The following is an 18,372-nucleotide window of genomic DNA, read 5'->3' on the forward strand; positions in this document are numbered from 1 at the left end:
GTGCGTTCCTACGTCAGCCGTATGATCAGGTAGTGATCGATCAGCAACGCAGCGAACAACAATGCCAGGTACGTGATCGAGAATCCGAAGGTCCGCATTGGCAGACGCGCATCCTGGCGCACCTTGAGCTGCAGAGCGCGGAACAGGAACACGCCGCCGAGGATCACGGCCGCAGCGAGATAGATCAGGCCGCTCATGCCGGTGAGGTAGGGCAGCAAGGTCACGATCACCAGCAGGATCGTGTACAGCAGGATATGCAGACGCGTGAAATCGCTGCTGTAGGCGACCGGCAGCATGGGAATTCCGGCCTTCGCGTATTCGTCACGTCGTGCGATGGCCAGCGCCCAGAAGTGCGGCGGCGTCCAGGTGAAGATGATCAGGAACAGTAGCAATGAATGCGGATCGACCGAACCCGTCACGGCTGTCCAGCCGAGTACCGGCGGAGCCGCGCCAGCCGCGCCGCCGATGACGATGTTCTGCGGAGTCGCATGCTTCAGCCACACCGTGTAGATCACGGCGTAGCCGATCAGCGAGCAGAAAGTGAGCACGGCTGTCAGCGCATTCACACAGCCCCACAACAACACCATCGACACCACACCCAGCACGAGGGCATAGCCGAGCGCCTGCCGCTCGGTGACATGGCCGGTGGGCAATGGACGATTGCGTGTGCGCGCCATCTGCTCGTCGAAACGCCGGTCCAACACATGATTGATCGCCGCCGCGGAGGAGGCGGCGAGGGCAATGCCCAGCGTGCCGAAAATCAGCGCATTCAGCGGCGGCAGGTCGGGCGCGGCCAGGAACATGCCGGCAATGGCCGTGAACATGATCAGCATTACCACGCGGGGCTTGCCCAACTCGTAGTAATCGCGCCAGGAGGCGGCAGGCTGAAATGAAGAAGTTTCCACGGCGGACATAGGCGAGGCGGCGGTGACCAGTCGCGAATTCTACAGGCAACGGCTGGGCTGAGGGCCGTTATCCGCCCTCAGCGTAACAATCTGTTCATTCGTACCGTCGCTAGCAGGAGCAGAGCCGCGACGCCGTTATGTGCAGTGGCCAGCGACAGCGGCAACGCGCGCATGACCATGACCGGGCCGAGAATCAGCTGCGCGATGAGCACCAGGCCAAGTAACGCGCCCGCGGTCCGTATCGTCGGCGTGGCGCCTCGTCGCCATGCCATCACGCTCAGCACTCCGAGGATGATGGCCGCGGCAATCGCGCCGAGCCGGTGAACGAAATGGATCGCGACGCGTGCGGGATGGTCGAGCACGCCGCCTTCGTAGTCGATGCCCAGTCCACGCCACAGCACGAACGCGTCCTTCACATCCATCTCCGGCCAGTAGCTGTTCTGGCAGGTCGGGAAATCCGGGCATGCCAGCGCGGCGTAATTACTGCTGGTCCAGCCGCCCAGCATGATTTGCAGGGCGAGCACGGCCAGGCCCACCGCGGCCAGTTTCCGCAGCCCGTCCTGCGTACCCGCTCGCGACTTCTCGACCTCGGACTCCGATCGCTGATCGGCAGGTCGCATGGCCAGCCACGCGAGCAGCGACAGCGTCGACAGCCCGCCGATCAGATGCAAAACCACGATCAGCGGCTTGAGCAGCAACGTCACCGTCCACATGCCCAGCAGACCCTGAAAGATGACCAGAGCCACCAATGCGATCGGCAGCGCCACGGGCTGCTTCGGATCTTCGCGATTACGGATGGCCAGCCCCGCCAGCACCAGGATCAGCAGGCCCAGGCTCGAGGCGAAGTATCGATGCACCATCTCCTTGATGGCCTTGTGATACTCGAACGGCCGATGCGGGAACGCCTCGTTCACGGCGTCCACGTTCTCGGCCGCGCTGCCGGCGGTCAGGTGGCCATAGCAGCCCGGCCAGTCCGGGCAGCCCAGACCCGCGGCGCTCAGGCGCACCCATGCGCCCAACACGACGACCACCAGCGCGAGCAGCACGCCGGCGAGCGCCAGGCGGCGGAATAGAACCAAACTTGGAGTCATGAAATCAGCGCAGACCCGGCGGTTTTAAGCGGGGCGACATGATAGGTGAGCGCGGATGCCTTTTCGAGGCGACTTAACGTCGCCTCGAACCGCGCGAACGACGGTACACGGAAGTACCGGCTGTGCCCACGCTCCAGGGACGGCTGCTTGAGATGACCGTTAAAACTATTTCACAAACGACGCCAGCCGAGTAAGGAACGTGTAATCGCCCTCGATGGCCATCAGCAGGATCAGCACCAGCAGTGTCAGCGGCGGCACCAGGATGGCCAGCTTCAGCGCCAGTCGCTCCCAGGCCATGTGCATGAACACGGCGACGATGAAGCTCGCCTTGAGGAACATGAAGATCAGGATCAGCGTCCAGCGCAGCGGGCCCTGCAACTGGAAGTAATCGACCATGTACGAGAACGCGCTGAACACGAACAGCAGCAGCCAGATCCACAGATAGAGCTTGATCGGATGCTGTACACCTTCACCATGCCCGTGCGCGGAGTGCTCCGCGTCCGCGTGTTCCGGAACGGACTCCTGACGTACCGCCTGGTCCATGATCTCTCCCGAAGGATGCGTGGTTACACTTGCCACAACGCTCACCACAAATAAAAGAACGCGAAAATGAATACCCACACCAGGTCGACGAAGTGCCAGTACAGGCCGGCGATTTCGACCGTCTCGTAGGTGCCCTTGCGATCGTAGAAGCCGCTCAGCACGCGATATGCCACCACGCTGAGATAAACCACGCCGCCGCTCACGTGCAGACCATGGAAGCCGGTGATCATGAAAAACGCCGAGCCGAACTGCGCCGCGCCCATCGGGTTACCCCAGGGCCGCACGCCTTCGTCGACGATCAGCTTGGTCCACTCGAACGCCTGCATGCCGACGAACGTCAGACCCAGCGCGGCGGTTGCAAACATCAGCGCGGCCGTGCGTTTGCGATCGCGTCGATAGCCGAAGTTCACAGCCATCGCCATGGTGCCGCTGCTCGTGATGAGCACCATGGTCATGATGGCGATCAGCAGCAGCGGAATGTGGTGACCCCACACCGTCAGCGCGAACACTTCGCTCGGGTTGGGCCACGTGTCCAGCGTCGACATGCGCACGTTCATGTACGACGTGAGGAAACAAGTGAAGATGAAGGTGTCCGAGAGCAGGAAGATCCACATCATCGCCTTGCCCCACGGCACCGGAAACGCCTGTTTGTCGGCGGACCAGTCCGCGGTCACGCCGCGCAGGCCAGGTTCCAATGTCGTCGGGTTATTGCTCATGTCTTGATCCCGTATCACGTCGATAACAGAACAGCGAACAAACCCAGCCACACCAGCAGCAGGTAATGCCAATAGACCGAGGTGAGCTCGACGCTCAATCGCACGTCGATCAGCTCCACGTCTTTACGCAGCGATCGCGCCAGCGTGCGCGCCCAAACAACCAGGCCGCCCAACAGATGCAGGCCATGCACCGCCGTGAGCACATAGAAGAATGCGACGGCAGGATTGAGCGGCGAGAACAGCTCCGAATAGCGTAGCTCGCGCCATGCGAACCACTGCCCGATGAGGAACGCGATGGTCAGCAATCCAGCAGCAAACAAACGAACGCGCGTCTGCTCCACCTGGCTGCGAGCTACCGAGGAGCGCGCCGACTGCATCGCGACGCTGCCGAAGATCAGCAGCACCGTGTTGAACCAAAGAATGGACGGATCGCGAATCGCCGCCCAATCGCCCAGTCCGCCAGTGGGCATACCATGCCCGGCGTGCTGCCCCATGCGCATGTAGTACGCGGACAGGAACAAACAAAACAGCGAAGTGACCACCGCGAGAAAAATCCATAGCCCGATCCGCTTCGGAGAAACGGTTGGAATGTCCGTTCCCTCCGGCGTGGCCGCGATCTGTTTCTCCCACGGTTTCGCGCGCAGTTTGGTGACGAGCACCGCCCAGACGATGATGCCCGTCGCCAGCGCCGCATAAGCAACGGTCAAGCTCATGTCGGCACTCCGTGCTCCCGGCCCGCGGGCGTTTGTTCAGAGTGCGGCACGTTCTGCGGGATGAAGTCCTGTGGGGCCCCGGGCACGCTGTAGTCGTAAGCCCAGCGATGCACTTCGGGCAGGTCCTTGCCCCAATTGCCGTGCTTCGGCGGCGTCTGCGGCGTTTGCCATTCCAGCGTGGTCGCGCGCCACGGATTACCGTCGGCGACGGGACCTCTGAAGTACGAATGGATCAAGTTGTACAGGAACACCAGCTGCGTGGCCGCCACGATCATGGCCGAGATCGAGATCCACTGGTTGGCCTCGTGGACCGAGGGCGGGATGAACTGGATGGCGTCGCTGTATCCGTAATAGCGACGCGGCACGCCGAGGATGCCCAGGTAATGCATGGGCAGGAAAATGCAGTAGGCGCCGACGAACGTCAGCCAGAAGTGCAGCTTGCCGAGCCGCTCGTCGAACATGCGTCCGGTGATCTTGGGATACCAGTGATAGATCGCGCCGAACACCACCATGATGGGCGACAGTCCCATCACCATGTGGAAGTGCGCGACCACGAAGTAGGTGCCCGACAGCGGCACGTCGACCGTCACGTTGCCGAGAAACAGTCCGGTCAGGCCGCCGTTGATGAACGTGAATATGAAACCGATCGCGAACAGCATCGGCACGGTGAGATGCACGTCGCCGCGCCAGACGGTGAGCACCCAGTTGTAGACCTTGATGGCGGTGGGCACGGCGATGATCAGCGTGGTGGTGGCGAAGAAAAAGCCGAAGTACGGATTCATGCCGCTGACGTACATGTGGTGCGCCCACACGACGAAGCTCAGGCAGCCGATCGCCAGGATGGCCCACACCATCATGCGATAACCGAAGATGTTGCGGCGGGCGTGGGTGCTGAGCAGATCGGACACGATGCCGAACGCCGGCAGCGCGACGATATAAACCTCGGGGTGCCCGAAGAACCAGAACAGATGCTGGAACAGCAGCGGGCTGCCGCCGCTGTACTTGGTGGTCTCGCCCATCGAGGAGATCGCCGGCATGAAGAAGCTGGTGCCGACCACCGCATCCAGCGCCATCATGATCGCGGACACGAACAACGCCGGGAAGGCGAGCAGGCCGAGAATGGTCGCCATGAAAATGCCCCAGATCGACAGCGGCATGCGCATGAACGTCATGCCCCGGCAGCGGGCCTGCAGGATCGTGGTCACATAGTTGAGGCCGCCCATGGTGAAGGCGACGATGAAGATCGCCAGCGACACGAGCATACAAATGATGCCCCAGCTCGCGCCGGGCGTGCCGGGCAACACGGCTTGCGGCGGATATAACGTCCAACCCGCACCGGTCGGCCCGCCTGGCACGAAGAACGAGGCCACCAGCACCAGCACCGCGAGCAGATATACCCAGAAGCTGAGCATGTTCAGGTACGGGAACACCATGTCCCGCGCGCCCAGCATCAGCGGAATGAGATAGTTGCCAAAGCCGCCGAGAAACAGCGCCGTCAGCAGATAGATCACCATGATCATGCCGTGCATGGTGATGTACTGGTAATACTCCTGCGGGGCGATGATGTTGAAGGTGTCGGGAAAGCCGAGCTGCAACCTCATCAGCACCGACATGGTCAGCGCCACCAGGCCGATGCTGATGGCCACCACCCCATACTGGATGGCGATGACTTTGTGGTCCTGGCTCCAGATGTATTTGCGGATGAAACTCTGCGGATCGTGCAGCGCATGCTCATGATCGCGGTCCGCGATTGCTACGAAAGCCATCGAGTCACACTCCTTCTAATCGGTTCTGGATGTGAGGCGCTCTTCCAATCTGTTGGGCGGCCCGCTACAAAGTCCGCACGTAATCCAGGACGTCGGCGATGGATTCGTCGTCGGCGAGCACTTGCGTCATCGATCTCATTTGCGCGCCATGGAAATCCTGAGGATGTCCGCCGCGAATACCGTCGCGGAAATTTCGTAACTGCCGCGCCATGTACCAGTCGCTCATATTGGAGAGACGCGGCGCATTGGTGGCCCAGATGCCCTTGGCGGTGCTGCCGTGGCAGGAGGTGCAGGTTTCGTAAATCTCCTTGCCGCGAACTGGATCGCCCACCACGCTGGCTGCCGGGCGCACTTCTGGCAGAGTTTTGATATACGCCACGACATTCTTGATCGCAGTGTCATCCGCAAGCATGGTCGCGAAAGGAATCATTTGTTTCGCGAACGTGTCCTGCTCGTGCGCGCCGCGCACGCCGCCCTTGAAACTCTGCAGCTGACGCACCAGGTACCAGTCGGATTGGCCGCTGAGCTTCGGCGCATTCAGCTCGCGATTCCCTTCCGCCTGAGCGCCATGACATGCCGTGCACGCGGTGAATAACGCTTTGCCTGCTTCGGGATCGCCCTTGCTGGCGGTCAGTGTTTTCTCGAACGTAGGCTGGGCCGCGAGCCACGTCGCAAAGTCTTCTTCCTTGTTCACGACGACGCGACCGCGCATGGCGAAGTGAGCGACGCCACAGAGCTGCTCGCAGAGCACGTCGAATTCACCCGTGCGCGTCGGTGTGAACCAGAAGTAAGTGACCATGCCCGGCACCATGTCCATCTTCACGCGAAACTGCGGCACGGCGAATTGATGGTTCACATCCTTCGCACGCAACAGCATCTTCACCGGCTTGTCGACCGGCAGGTGCAGCTCGGGACTGGCGACCAGATGATCGTCCTGGCCGACCGGGTCGTTCGGATCCATGCCGAACGGATTGTCGACGCTGATCAAATTGGCGTTGGAGGCGCCGAGCTGACCGTCCTTGCCGGGGAAGCGGTAGGTCCAGGCCCACTGCTGACCGAGCACTTCGACTTCGGAAGTGCCTTCGGGCACGGTCACGAAGTTGGCCCACACGGACAGGCCCGGCGCCAGCATCGCGGCGATGCCGACCGACGTGATGCCGGTCAGCCACCATTCCAGCTTTTTGTTTTCCGGCTCGTAGTGCGCCTTGTTGCCCTTGCGGTGCCGGTAACGAATCAGGGCGTAGGCCAGGAACAGGTTGACGGCCACGAACACGACGCCGGTCACCCAGAAGGTGACATCGACGGTCGAGTCCACCGTGTCCCAGTTGGATGCGATCGGCGTGAACCACCATGGGCTCAGGAAATGAAACAGCACCGTGGCCAGCACCAGCACGATCAGCGCGATCGCTATCACCATAGGCGGTTCCCCTCGTTCGCTTGCCCGAAGCGGCAGTTGCTTGGTTGTTACATTCTGGGCGCCGTGCTCTGAGCGACCCGATCCACGCCGGTGAACGGGTTGATGAAATGGGAATCCACGCCGACCATCTCGGCGTCCGCATGACGCTCCTGCATCATCTTGCGAACCGTGGCTTCCTGATCTTTTCGGACATAGACCAGGATCAGATATTTACCGGCGGCAATATCGTCGTGGAATCGGCGCAGCTTTTTGTTCTCTGTCGCGATGCCCGTCAGGCCGCCTTCCCAGGCGCCGAACAGCGTCGCCGCACCTACCAGGACCGCGTACACCAGTGTGGGGACTTCGACGGTGGGGCCGAAGGGCTTGAAGTACATCAACAGGGAGATGCCGATCAGGCCGGCCACGAAACCGAGCGCCGCGCCGATGAAACCGTCGCGGATAACGTCCAGTGTTTCTAAATAATTCGAGGAATGAATGTGCTGTTTTTTGAGGCCGCACTCGTCCTTGGAGATCACGTGCAGATAAAAATCTTTGACGCCCACTTCATGCAGATCATCGGAAACGTCCTGGGTGCTCTTCAGCGTCGACGTCAGATAGTAGATGCATTTCATGGCAATCCCCCGACTGGGAAATGAATCGACCGTTACGCGATACCTCTTTTCAGAATTCTGTCTGCCGCGCGATGAAATGCCGTGGCGCACTCCCTCGCTTGCGGGCCGAGTGTGTCACAGTTAACCGATATGCGACAGCTTCAGTAACTTCTTCAGATCCTCGAGCAAACCTTTCTGCGGTGCATCAGGCTCGTATTTCATCATCAGATTGCCGAGCGGATCGACCAGATAAATGCGGCCCAGCGTGGCCGCGCGGGCTGCATCCGGGAATGTTTCTAACAATGTCTGGCCCTGGGAATTGTCGATGCGCCCGAGCAACAAGCCGCCGTGCTCGGCGTCCAGATAGGCCTGATCGCAACAGTTGCCGCTGACCAGAAACACCCGCTGAACACGGGGGATGTCGTCGCCCAACGCGAGTCTCGTTTGACGCATCAACGTAAGGGCTTCCCGACATCGGGAATCGCAAGCGCCGTCCCCGATATAAACCATGCTCCACTTGCCTCGCAGCGCGTTGGCTGCAAGCTTTTGATCCGCCATGGCTGGAAGCTCGACCTCGGGCAAGGTCACGGGCGGCTGGATCAGATCGCCTTTGTTCGTGCTCCCGTGCGGACGAACGTCGAGGCCGTAGTAAAGAATGAACGCCAGCGCCAGCGGCGCGAAAAACGCGCCGATCAAAATATAAATCTGACGGCGCGAGCGCGTGCCCGGCGCGGCGTGTTCAGCGGGACGATTCATCTGTTGCCTTCTTGGTACGGAAACTGGTGACGAGGAAAAGAATCAGCGCCGCGGCGGCCAGGGCGAACCACTGCACCGCATAGCCGACGTGGCGTTCGGGCTTGAAGCCCAGGTGCGCTTCCCAAATTCGCTCATAGCCTTCGGGTTGCGAAGGATCGAGCAACAACAGCCCGGCCAGCAGCTCGCGCCCCAACTGCTGTTCAAGTGCATCGTGTGTCGGGAAGCTGAGCAGGCGCGGCCACGGGGCGCTCTGATCGACGGGCGGAATGGCGAGCTGCAGACCGGCTCGGGGCAGGGCATCGGTGGTCCCAGTGACCGTTCGTGCTTCGCCCCCGACGCGGATGTCCGGCAAATTCTTGCGCGTGGCGCCCAGCGGCAACCAACCTCGATCCACCAACAACCAGCCAGCCGGGGTATCGAGCGGCGTGAGAACGCGATAGCCCGGCTGTCCGGCATGCGAGGGCATGTTGTCCAACAGGATCTGATGCGCCGGGTCGTAACGCCCCGAGACTTTCACGCGCTGATAACGAGGCAAGGTCCGAGCGTTCTGGGAGGTGATCTCGACCTGCGTTTGTTGGCCGCTCGCGTACTGGTCGAGCAGCGCCTGTTTCTGATCGGCGCGGTCCAACTGCCAAAAACCCAGCCGAACGAACAACGCCAGGCCGAGCAGGGTCAGGCCGATGCCGAGTAGGCTGGGCCGAAACGTCCGGCCGCCCGTCGGGGATGTCTCAGTAGCAGTCACGATATACTGATCGCGATCCGCCACCGCGGATCGGGAGGTCCCATGGTCAAAATCGTCATCATTGCCGGGCTGATCGCCATTGTGCTCAGTCTCGCCTCCGGCCTGTTCTTCCTGGTCTACGACAAGGGTGAGTCGAAGAAGATGGTCAACGCACTGTCGGTCCGCGTCGGGCTGTCGGTGCTGCTGTTCCTGCTACTGCTGCTGGCGTGGTCGCAGGGGATGATCAAGCCGCACGGCATGTAAAAAAGCCGCCGCGTTCGAGTGAAGCGGCGGCTTTAGTCGAGTCCCGGAGCGCTCATTGCCGAGCGCTCCGTTGCATCGATGTCGGCTTACAGCCAGTACACGAACACGAACAGGCCGAGCCACACCACGTCCACGAAGTGCCAGTACCAGGCCACGCCTTCGAATGCGAAGTGATGCGTCGGCGTGAAGTGGCCCTTCAGGCAGCGGAACCACACCACGGCCAGCATGATCGCGCCCATGGTCACGTGGAAGCCGTGGAAGCCGGTCAGCATGAAGAACGTCGAGCCGTAGATGCCCGAGGTCAGCTTCAGGTTGTAGTGCTGATACGCCTCGATGTACTCGTGGCCCTGCAGGTACACGAACAGGAAGCCCAGCGCGATGGTCAGGCCCAGGAAGATGTTCAGCACGGCGCGGTTGCCGGCCTTGATCGCGTGATGCGCGATGGTGATGGTCACGCCCGAGGTCAGCAGGATGGCGGTGTTGATCGCCGGCAGACCGAACGCGGGAATGACGTCGAAGTCGCCGCCTACGTCGCCCGGGCCGTCGGTCGGCCACGCGGCTTCGTAGTTGTCGCCACGGATGATCTTGGTCAGCGCACGCGTGCCTTCGCCGCCCAGCCACGGCACCGAGAAGTTACGTGCGTACCACAGCGCGCCGAAGAACGCCGCGAAGAACATGACTTCGGAGAAGATGAACCACATCATGCCCATGCGGAAAGACTTGTCGACCGCGTCGTTGTAGAAGCGGGCTTCGCTCTCCTTGATCACGGCGCCGAACCAGCCGGCGAACATGAACAACAGAATGCCGAAGCCGACCGTCATCACCCACGGGCCGGCGTTCGAGTGGTTGAGCCACATCGCCGCGCCGCCCACGGTCGTGAACAGAGCGATCGAGCCGATCAGCGGCCACGGGCTGCTGTGTGGGACGTAATATTTGTCGGACGGCGCGTGCGTCGTTGTTGCGTGGGCCATAGCGTTAACGTCTGCCAGTCAGGTTCAAAACGATTCGGTTAAAGGTCAGCTGCTGCTCTTGCCGTCGTACATGGCGTAAGCCAGCGTCAGGCGGTCGATGTTCAGCGGCAGCTTCGGATCCACGATGAAGCGCACCGTGAGCTCTCGCTCCTGCTGCGCGTCGAACGGCTGCGGCGTGAAACAGAAACATTCGGTCTTGTGGAAGTACTTGGTCGCCTGCAGCGGCGCGATGCTGGGAATGGCCTGGGCCACCACCGGCTGAGCACGCAGGTTGCGGGCGTAGAACTTCGCTTCATACAAACGGCCGGGGTGCACTTCGATCGAGCCTTGCGCGGGCCGGAACTCCCAATCGCCGATCTGCGGCGAGTCGGAGACCAGCTCGATGGTGACCACGCGATTCTTGTCTTCCTCCGCGGTGAACGAGCTGGCTTCCACCAGCTTGCTGCGGTCGCCGTAGCCGGTGACGTCGCAAATGACGTTGTAGAGCGGCACCAGAGCAAAGCCGAACGCGAAGCTGCCGGCAGCAAAAATCCACAGCTGCCGGGTCAGCGAGCGATTGGCCTTGTTTTGCTCTGGATCGGTCACGTCACATGCTCATTCACTGGGCTCTCATCACCGCCATGGCGATGAAACCGAAGTAGAACGTCGCGGCGATCAGCAGCAGCCACAGCACGGTGCGCTGGACGCCGCGTTTGCGTTCGGGATCTCGAATCTCGGTAGCCATTACTTCACTTCAGGAGCGGTCTCGAAGCTGTGATACGGCGGCGGCGAGCTCAGCGTCCATTCCAGGCCGTGCGGCCGGCCGCTGTCCCAAACCTTGTCCGTCGCCTTCTCGCCGCCGCGGATGGTGGCGAACACGATGTAGGCGAACAGCAGCTGCGACAGGCCGAAGCCGAACGCGCCGATCGAAGAAATCATGTTCCAGTCCGCGAACTGCGTGGAGTAGTCCGGGATACGACGCGGCATGCCGGCCAGGCCCAGGAAGTGCTGCGGGAAGAACAGCACGTTCACGAAAATGGTCGACAGCCAGAAGTGCGCCTTGGCCAGCTTCATGTTGTACATGTGGCCGGTCCACTTCGGCAGCCAGTAATAAGCAGCGGCCATCAGCGAGAACACCGCGCCCGGCACCAGCACGTAGTGGAAGTGCGCCACCACGAAGTAGGTGTCGTGATACTGGAAGTCCGCCGGCACGATCGCGAGCATCAAACCGGAGAAGCCGCCGATCGTGAACAGGAACAGGAAGGAAATGGCGAACAACATCGGCGGCTCGAAGCTGATGGAGCCTTTGAACATCGTCGCCGTCCAGTTGAACACCTTCACGCCGGTCGGCACCGCGATCAGCATGGTCGCGAGCATGAAGAACATCTGACCTGCCAGCGGCATGCCCACCGTGAACATGTGGTGCGCCCACACGATGAACGACAGGAAGGCGATCGAGGCGGTCGCGTACACCATCGCGTCATAGCCGAACAACGGCTTGCGCGAGAACGTCGGGATGATCTCCGAGACGATGCCGAAGGCCGGCAGGATCATGATGTACACCTCGGGGTGACCGAAGAACCAGAAGATGTGCTGGAACATCACCGGGTCGCCACCGCCGGCCGCCTCGAAGAACGTCGTGCCGAAGTAGTGGTCGGTCAGCAGCATGGTCACGGCGCCCGCGAGCACCGGCATCACGGCGATCAGCAGGTACGCGGTGATCAGCCAGGTCCACACGAAGATCGGCATCTTCAGCAGCGACATGCCAGGCGCGCGCATGTTCATGATCGTCACGATCACGTTGATGGCGCCCATGATCGACGACGCGCCCATCAAGTGCACGGCGAAGATCAGCATCGGGAAGCCGTCGCCCAGCTGCTGGGACAGCGGCGGATACATGGTCCAGCCGCCGGCCGGGCCACCGCCCGGAACGAACAACGTGCCGAGCAGCATGGTGAACGCGAACGGCAGGATCCAGAAGCTGAAGTTGTTCATGCGGGGCAGCGCCATGTCCGGCGCGCCGACCTGCAGCGGGATCATCCAGTTCGCCAGACCGACGAACGCCGGCATGACCGCGCCGAAGATCATGATCAGCGCGTGCATGGTGGTCATCTGATTGAAGAACATCGGATCGACCAGCTGCATGCCCGGCTGGAACAGTTCGGCGCGAATCACCAATGCCATGGCGCCGCCGATGAAGAACATCAGCAGGCTGAACAGCATGTACATCGTGCCGATGTCTTTGTGATTGGTCGCGAACAGCCAGCGACCGATGCCCTTGGCCGGGCCGTGGTCGTCGTGATGATCGTGAGCGCCGGCGTGATCGTGAGCGTGTGCGTTTGCCATGGTCTATTACTCCGCGGCAGCAGCCGTCGCCGGCGCTGCATTCTCAACCGTCTGAGCCGAAGCCGCCGCTGGGGCGGGCGCGGCTTGTTCGCCGCCCTTCTGCTGCGCGAGCCAGCTGTCGTACTCGGCCTGAGGCAGCACGTTCACGACCACCGGCATGAAGCCATGGTCGCGACCGCACAGCTCGGCGCACTGGCCACGATAGGTTCCCGGCTCATCGGCGCGGAACCACAGTTCGTTCACGAAGCCCGGGATGGCGTCCTTCTTCATGCCGAAGGCCGGCACCCACCAAGCGTGGATCACGTCGTTCGAAGTGAGCAGCACGCGCACTTTCGCGCCAACCGGCACCACCAGCGGGTTGTCCACTTCGAGCAGATAATTCTTGACGGTGGTCGGATCGACGCCCGAGCCGGTCTGGCGGGCAGCGTCGCTGTCGCGGGCCAGGGTGGAGAAGAACTTCACGTTCTGATCGAGGTACTCGTACTCCCACTTCCACTGATAGCCGGTGACCTTCACGGTCATGTCCGAATCGCGGGTGTCCTCGATCTTCACCAGCGTGGCGGCGGCGGGGATGGCCATGCCGACCAGGATCGCGACCGGGATGATGGTCCAGACGATCTCGGCCTTGGTGCTGTGGTCGAAGTTGGCCGGCACCGCGCCCTGCGAGTGGCGGAACTTCACGATGGAATAAATCATCATGCCGAACACCGCGACGGCGATCAGCACGCAGATCCAGAAGATCAGCATGTGCAGGCCATGGATGTCGCGACTCAACTCGGTCACGCCGACTGGCATGTTGAGTTCCCACGCCGCCAGCGCCGCCCCGGTGGGCAGTAACGCTGCCCCCAACAACCCGGCGGCATATTTCACGATCTTCATTGGCCCTAATGCTCCCAAGTGCTTCGTTCTGCCCACGTCCCACCCCCAGTGCTCCTGCACCTCGAGAAGGCACGCGAAGTCATGCGTGGCCGAGCGTCCACATACGCCCGCAGTTCAACGCCGCGCTAACTCATAGCGCGGGCGTTTCGTTCATATTCCCCACCAGCTGCTTTAGACGAACCGCGAGGCTGCGGCGCTCGTCCTCTGTGAGAAACCTGCCCACCTCGCGGGCGCGACCGCTCGACTCCAAGATGAGTCGGCTGGGATGTAGCGCCGCCGGCGGGGCGTGGAGTGTAACCCTCGACCAATGTCTAGGAAATACCGATGACTGCACACCACGGCGGTCCCAGTGTCTGATGATCACCGAGTCCTGGGTCACCGTGATGGTTTCCCGCTCCAGCCCTGAACGCATGGAGGCGCGGACCGCCCAGGTCAGCAACCCGATTTCCAGACCGGCGAAGGGCAGGACCGGCCAGAATCCCTGGACAGTAAACATAAGAGCGACGGCCACGGTGGGCGCGGCCACGGAGGCTATGAATATGCGTGCGGTCTTGGGAGTGAGCGACCGGTGCGGCATCAGCTCGAGCACGCGCTCGACCGGGCGGGCCCCTGGGCCGGAGTCCGGGGTCGGGCGAGGCGGCGGCAGATCGGCCCGAGCGTTCATCGTGTAGATACTGTTGTCGGAGGACTGTATTTTCGTTTGCGGACTTACCGGTCGATTTCTAAAAAGTTAACGTTTCGTTCGGGTCAAGATGCTCACGGGCACCCGCACTTCGTCGCCGGCGCGACGCTGGGGACGCAGCTCGGTCGCCCAGGCATGACCGTAGACCACTTCCACCGAGACCGGTAGTGCGCCCTCTCCGGACACCTTCCGGAGCGCCTCTCGCAAGGACGCCAGATGACCCTTCGGGGTCAGCGCGCGTGATCTTCCATAGGCCAGGTTGGTGGATCCGGTCGCGGCCAGCTCAGTCATCAACGCGTCGAGATGGGGGTAAGTTACCGTCAGTCGCTCGGTGTCCATGACCGGCTCGGCGAGCCCCGCGCGGACCAGTGCATCCCCTAAGTCGTGCATGTCGATGAAGCGGTGGACATGGGGATGTGGGTCGATTTTGCGCCAGCCTTCGCGCAATTCGCGCAAAGTGTCCGGGCCGAGGGTGGCGAAAGTCAGCAGCCCGCCCGGCTGCAGGACCCGGCGAATCTCCTGAAACACGGCGTCGGGATCGTGGCACCACTCCAGCATGAGGTTGCTGAAGACCAGCTGCGCGCTGGAGTCTTTGAACGGCAGCCGATGCGCGTCGGCTGCCACGCGATGAAATCGCTTCAGCCAGCTTTGACGTCGATTCGCTTCGACGAGCATGCCCGGCGCGATGTCGAGCGCGATGACTTCCGCGGTCTTGTAGCGATGCTTGAGCGCCTTGCTCGCATGCCCCGTGCCCGCGCCGAGGTCGAGCACGACCTTCGGCTGCAACTTTACGAGGTCGAGCCGCTCCAGCAGGCGATTGCGTATCTCAGTCGGGACCGCGGCCGCGTCATCGTAGCCGCGCGCCGCGCGATCGAACTGTCGACGTACGCGGGCGGGATCAAGGTTAAACTCATCGGGCATGGCCCGAGGAATCTTACCCGCTAACGGCGAGTTGCTCGTCCTCTAAACGGCGTGAGCACGTTGGCGCAGACTGCTGGGCCAGTGGCTCGGCGGTGATGCCGAGTTTGGCGAACAGCTTGCGGTCCTGATCCTCTTCCGGATTTTCGGTCGTCAGCAGCTTGTCGCCGTAGAAGATCGAGTTCGCGCCGGCGAGGAAGCACAGCGCTTGCGTCTCATCACTCATGCCCGAACGGCCCGCCGACAAACGGACGTGCGCCTTGGGCATGAGCAAGCGGGCGACGGCGATGACGCGAACGAAATCCAGCGGATCGGGCTTCTCCGCGCCGTAGAGCGGGGTGCCTTCGACCTGCATCAGCTGATTGATCGGCACGCTGTCCGGATGTTGCGGCAGGGTCGCCAACGTATGTAACAGCTCGGCGCGATCCTGCTCCTTCTCGCCCAGGCCGAGAATGCCGCCACAACACACATTGATGCCCGCATTGCGAACAGCCTCGAGCGTGTCGAGACGATCCTGATACGTGCGCGTGGTGATCACCTTTTTATAGTGAGACTCGGATGTGTCGAGGTTGTGATTGTAGTAATCCAGCCCCGCGTCCTTGAGCTGATGCGCCTGTTCCGGCGTCAGCATGCCCAGCGTCACGCACGTCTCCATGCCCATCGCCCGCACGCCCTTGATCATCTCGACGATCTGCGCAAGTTGCTTCGGCTTCGGGCTGCGATAAGCCGCGCCCATGCAGAACCGGGTCGCGCCATTGGCCTTGGCCGCGCGCGCCTTCTCCATGACGTCGTCCAGGTCCATCAACGGCTCGGACTTCAGCCCCGTCTCGAAGCGAATGCTCTGCGAGCAATAAGAACAATCTTCCGGGCAGGCGCCCGTCTTGATCGACAGCAGCGTGCTGACCTGCACCTGGTTCGGCTCGAAGTACAGCCGATGCACCCGCTGCGCGTGATAAATGAGGTCCGAGAACGGCAGCGCGAACAGCTCGCGCACTTCCTCCAATGACCAATCGGTGCGCACGGCGCCCAGGCGATCCACCAGGGTAGCGCTGCGAACGGCTTCGGAACGGGTCATATCCACGACAAACCTCGAATTAATCGGTGCTGCGGCCGGCTCGCCGAGCTCCATGCTCGCGGTCCGCCGCCCCGCGGGGACGATGGGGCGGAAGTATTCGCGGCGGTCGGGAAGCCTGTCAACCGATGTTCGGAAGTGGAGTCGACATTCTTGCAAGACTGGCCGGTGCGGCAGGTCGGTGGATCTGGCCGGCTCGCTGCGCGCTTTGCGGTCAATCTGGCCAGGAAGATGTGGATTTATGCGCGGGCTGCGAGGGCGATCTCCCTGTTAACGATAGCGTCTGTGAGCACTGTGCCGAGCCGCTACCGCGCGAGCTGTCCAAACCGGCCCTTTGCGGACGATGTCTCACGCACCCGCCTGTATTCGACGCCTGCGTCGCGCCGTTTCGTTATGGCTTTCCAGTGGACCGCATGATTCAGGGATTGAAGTACCGGGGCGATCTCGCGTACGGCCGCATTCTTGGGCAGTTGTTGGCGCGCCATCTTGCGACTCGCCACACACGACCCGACGTGGTCATTCCGGTGCCGCTGGCGTCGATGCGGTATCGAGAGCGAGGTTTCAATCAAGCTCGCGAGTTGGCGCGACCCGTTTGCAAATTGCTCGATCTCACTTTGCGCAGCGATCTTGTGATTCGTCATCGCGAGACGCGCGAGCAAGCGGCCTTGGATCGAAACGAGCGCCTGACGAATACTCAGCGCGCCTTCTCGTTGGTCGCGCCGCTGCTGGCGCGCCATGTTGCTATCGTCGATGACGTTGTGACGACCGGCAGCACCGCGAATGAAATGGCCAAAGTGCTTCGGGCGGCGGGCGCGGAATGGATCGAAGTGTGGGCGGTGGCTCGGGCCGAACGGAAATAGCCGTGTTATTGGCTCACGTTCTATCTAAACGTGTATTCAAGCAGGATGCCGATGAACACCGACATGCCGAAATAGTTGTTATTCAGGAAGGCGCGGAAACATTTATCGGGCTTGCGCTCGCGAATCAGCAGCTGCTGATACAAAGCAAACATCGATGCGAAGGCGAGGCCGAGTCCGTACCACAGGCCCAGCTCCTTCTCGTGTCCGATCAGCCACAACGCCAGCACCGTCAACAGTTGCATGATGCCGATGATGAACCGGTCGGCGTCGCCGAACAGAATGGCGCTGGAGCGGATGCCGAGTTTCTTGTCGTCCTCGCGGTCGACCATTGCGTACATCGTGTCGTAAGCCACAGTCCACGCGACGCCCGCGAGAAACATCACGATCGCGATGCGCGACACGGCGCCGGTCTGAGCGGCGAACGCCATCGGCACCGACCAGGTGAACGCGATGCCCAGATAGGCTTGTGGCATCGGGAAGAAACGTTTGAAAAACGGATAAGTGACGACCAGGGCGCCGCCAACCAGCGTCAGCATCTGCGCCAGCTCATTCAGCGTCAGCGCGAGACCGAGCGCGATCAATCCCAGGCCGGCGCAGATCGCTACGGCTTCCAGTGGATCAACCGCGCCAGTGACCAACGGCCGGTCCTTCGTGCGCTTCACATGGCCGTCGAAATTTCGATCCGCGAAATCGTTGATCGCGCAGCCGGCCGATCGCGTCAGCACCGTGCCGAGCACGAAGACGATGAACACGTGCGGGTCGGGGCGACCCGATGACGATATCCAGAGGGCCCATAGTACCGGCCACAACAACAACCAAATACCAATCGGCTTATTCAGGCGCGTCAGCGCGGCATACGCGCTCAGCTTCGCCCCTGCGCCCGGCAGGATTTCCGTAACGAAGGCCGTCGCCGTGATCTTGTGACCCAACCATCGCAGGCGTTCCTTGATGGACTTCAGCGGCTTGCTCGGTTGACTGATCTCGATATCCGGCGCGCCCACTGGCTTCGCCGCCGCCATGGTCACCGTCTTCACGTACTCGCCTTGCGCCGGCATCGCCGCCTTCGGCGGTTCGGCGCGCGGCGGAGAATTCACACTCGGAGATGAATGCGCTGTCGCCGGCTTCTCCGCGTCGCTTCTCACGGCCGACGCCGCAACCGGCGTCGCCGCCGAATGCTTGCTAG

The 18,372-nt window shown here is 61.9% G+C and carries 21 protein-coding genes and 1 pseudogene; 3 read left to right on the forward strand and 19 right to left on the reverse strand.

Going from position 1 to position 18,372, the window contains the following annotated elements:
- Nucleotides 1-8 precede the first annotated feature (8 nt).
- From cyoE to VGD45_RS19325, 10 genes are all read right to left on the reverse strand, one after another.
- A complete protein-coding gene (gene cyoE, locus VGD45_RS19280; protein WP_331156973.1) occupies nucleotides 9-914 on the reverse strand; it encodes a heme o synthase in 906 nt (301 codons plus the stop codon).
- A gap of 68 nt (nucleotides 915-982) precedes the next feature.
- Nucleotides 983-1,996: a COX15/CtaA family protein gene (locus tag VGD45_RS19285; protein ID WP_331156974.1), complete on the reverse strand. Its 1,014-nt coding sequence runs from the start codon at nucleotides 1,994-1,996 to the stop codon at nucleotides 983-985.
- Nucleotides 1,997-2,161: 165 nt separating this feature from the next.
- On the reverse strand, nucleotides 2,162-2,539 hold the full coding sequence (locus VGD45_RS19290; protein WP_331156975.1) for a cytochrome C oxidase subunit IV family protein: 378 nt from the start codon (nucleotides 2,537-2,539) through the stop codon (nucleotides 2,162-2,164).
- A gap of 41 nt (nucleotides 2,540-2,580) precedes the next feature.
- A complete protein-coding gene (locus VGD45_RS19295) occupies nucleotides 2,581-3,255 on the reverse strand; it encodes a heme-copper oxidase subunit III family protein (protein WP_331156976.1) in 675 nt (224 codons plus the stop codon).
- A 14-nt stretch (nucleotides 3,256-3,269) separates the two neighbouring features.
- Nucleotides 3,270-3,968, reverse strand: a complete 699-nt coding sequence (locus tag VGD45_RS19300) for a cytochrome c oxidase subunit 3 (protein WP_331156977.1) — start codon at nucleotides 3,966-3,968, stop codon at nucleotides 3,270-3,272.
- Entirely contained in the window at nucleotides 3,965-5,734 is a 1,770-nt protein-coding gene (locus VGD45_RS19305; RefSeq protein WP_331156978.1) for a cbb3-type cytochrome c oxidase subunit I, read from the reverse strand. The genes VGD45_RS19300 and VGD45_RS19305 overlap by 4 nt, the downstream gene beginning before the upstream one ends.
- A 64-nt stretch (nucleotides 5,735-5,798) precedes the next feature.
- Nucleotides 5,799-7,151, reverse strand: coding sequence for a c-type cytochrome (locus VGD45_RS19310; protein ID WP_331156979.1), 1,353 nt, complete (start codon nucleotides 7,149-7,151; stop codon nucleotides 5,799-5,801).
- 47 nt (nucleotides 7,152-7,198) lie between these two features.
- On the reverse strand, nucleotides 7,199-7,852 hold the full coding sequence (locus VGD45_RS19315) for a hypothetical protein (RefSeq protein ID WP_331156980.1): 654 nt from the start codon (nucleotides 7,850-7,852) through the stop codon (nucleotides 7,199-7,201).
- A 30-nt stretch (nucleotides 7,853-7,882) separates the two neighbouring features.
- Nucleotides 7,883-8,497, reverse strand: a complete 615-nt coding sequence (locus VGD45_RS19320; protein ID WP_331156981.1) for a hypothetical protein — start codon at nucleotides 8,495-8,497, stop codon at nucleotides 7,883-7,885.
- Nucleotides 8,481-9,239 carry an SURF1 family protein gene (locus VGD45_RS19325; RefSeq protein ID WP_331156982.1) on the reverse strand — a complete coding sequence of 253 codons (759 nt, stop codon included), beginning with the start codon at nucleotides 9,237-9,239 and terminating at the stop codon, nucleotides 8,481-8,483. The genes VGD45_RS19320 and VGD45_RS19325 overlap by 17 nt, the downstream gene beginning before the upstream one ends.
- A 42-nt stretch (nucleotides 9,240-9,281) precedes the next feature.
- On the opposite strand from VGD45_RS19325, the gene VGD45_RS19330 reads away from it, so the two are divergent.
- Nucleotides 9,282-9,482, forward strand: coding sequence for a twin transmembrane helix small protein (locus VGD45_RS19330; RefSeq protein ID WP_331156983.1), 201 nt, complete (start codon nucleotides 9,282-9,284; stop codon nucleotides 9,480-9,482).
- Between the two features lie 86 nt (nucleotides 9,483-9,568).
- On the opposite strand, the gene VGD45_RS19335 is transcribed toward VGD45_RS19330, so the two are convergent.
- The 8 genes from VGD45_RS19335 to bioB all read right to left on the reverse strand — a co-directional run bounded on the left by VGD45_RS19335 (nucleotide 9,569) and on the right by bioB (nucleotide 16,332).
- Complete coding sequence (locus tag VGD45_RS19335; protein ID WP_331156984.1) at nucleotides 9,569-10,453, reverse strand: cytochrome c oxidase subunit 3; 885 nt, start codon at nucleotides 10,451-10,453, stop codon at nucleotides 9,569-9,571.
- A 45-nt stretch (nucleotides 10,454-10,498) separates the two neighbouring features.
- The gene (locus tag VGD45_RS19340; RefSeq protein WP_331156985.1) at nucleotides 10,499-11,038 is read right to left on the reverse strand and encodes a cytochrome c oxidase assembly protein; all 540 of its coding nucleotides are present in this window, start codon (nucleotides 11,036-11,038) and stop codon (nucleotides 10,499-10,501) included.
- 13 nt (nucleotides 11,039-11,051) lie between these two features.
- Nucleotides 11,052-11,177, reverse strand: a complete 126-nt coding sequence (locus tag VGD45_RS19345; RefSeq protein ID WP_269140884.1) for a hypothetical protein — start codon at nucleotides 11,175-11,177, stop codon at nucleotides 11,052-11,054.
- Entirely contained in the window at nucleotides 11,177-12,778 is a 1,602-nt protein-coding gene (gene ctaD / locus VGD45_RS19350) for a cytochrome c oxidase subunit I (protein ID WP_331156986.1), read from the reverse strand. The genes VGD45_RS19345 and ctaD overlap by 1 nt, the downstream gene beginning before the upstream one ends.
- Nucleotides 12,779-12,784: 6 nt before the next feature.
- A complete protein-coding gene (gene coxB / locus VGD45_RS19355; protein WP_331156987.1) occupies nucleotides 12,785-13,657 on the reverse strand; it encodes a cytochrome c oxidase subunit II in 873 nt (290 codons plus the stop codon).
- 130 nt (nucleotides 13,658-13,787) lie between these two features.
- The gene (locus VGD45_RS19360) at nucleotides 13,788-14,321 is read right to left on the reverse strand and encodes a DUF2244 domain-containing protein (protein ID WP_331156988.1); all 534 of its coding nucleotides are present in this window, start codon (nucleotides 14,319-14,321) and stop codon (nucleotides 13,788-13,790) included.
- A gap of 66 nt (nucleotides 14,322-14,387) precedes the next feature.
- Nucleotides 14,388-15,260, reverse strand: coding sequence for a malonyl-ACP O-methyltransferase BioC (gene bioC, locus VGD45_RS19365; RefSeq protein ID WP_331156989.1), 873 nt, complete (start codon nucleotides 15,258-15,260; stop codon nucleotides 14,388-14,390).
- Between the two features lie 13 nt (nucleotides 15,261-15,273).
- Nucleotides 15,274-16,332, reverse strand: a complete 1,059-nt coding sequence (bioB, locus tag VGD45_RS19370) for a biotin synthase BioB (RefSeq protein ID WP_331156990.1) — start codon at nucleotides 16,330-16,332, stop codon at nucleotides 15,274-15,276.
- A gap of 125 nt (nucleotides 16,333-16,457) precedes the next feature.
- Here bioB and VGD45_RS34145 point away from each other — a divergent pair.
- Together VGD45_RS34145 and VGD45_RS19375 are read left to right on the forward strand one after the other, a co-directional pair.
- Nucleotides 16,458-16,667 (forward strand): annotated as a pseudogene (locus VGD45_RS34145) (double zinc ribbon domain-containing protein); the annotation flags it as partial.
- 75 nt (nucleotides 16,668-16,742) lie between these two features.
- Nucleotides 16,743-17,189, forward strand: a complete 447-nt coding sequence (locus VGD45_RS19375) for a ComF family protein (protein ID WP_331156991.1) — start codon at nucleotides 16,743-16,745, stop codon at nucleotides 17,187-17,189.
- A gap of 20 nt (nucleotides 17,190-17,209) precedes the next feature.
- On the opposite strand, the gene ubiA is transcribed toward VGD45_RS19375, so the two are convergent.
- On the reverse strand, nucleotides 17,210-18,076 hold the full coding sequence (ubiA, locus tag VGD45_RS19380; RefSeq protein ID WP_349263310.1) for a 4-hydroxybenzoate octaprenyltransferase: 867 nt from the start codon (nucleotides 18,074-18,076) through the stop codon (nucleotides 17,210-17,212).
- Nucleotides 18,077-18,372: the final 296 nt, after the last annotated feature.

Origin of the sequence: Steroidobacter sp. (assembly GCF_036402275.1) — a bacterium.
Lineage (GTDB): Bacteria > Pseudomonadota > Gammaproteobacteria > Steroidobacterales > Steroidobacteraceae > Steroidobacter.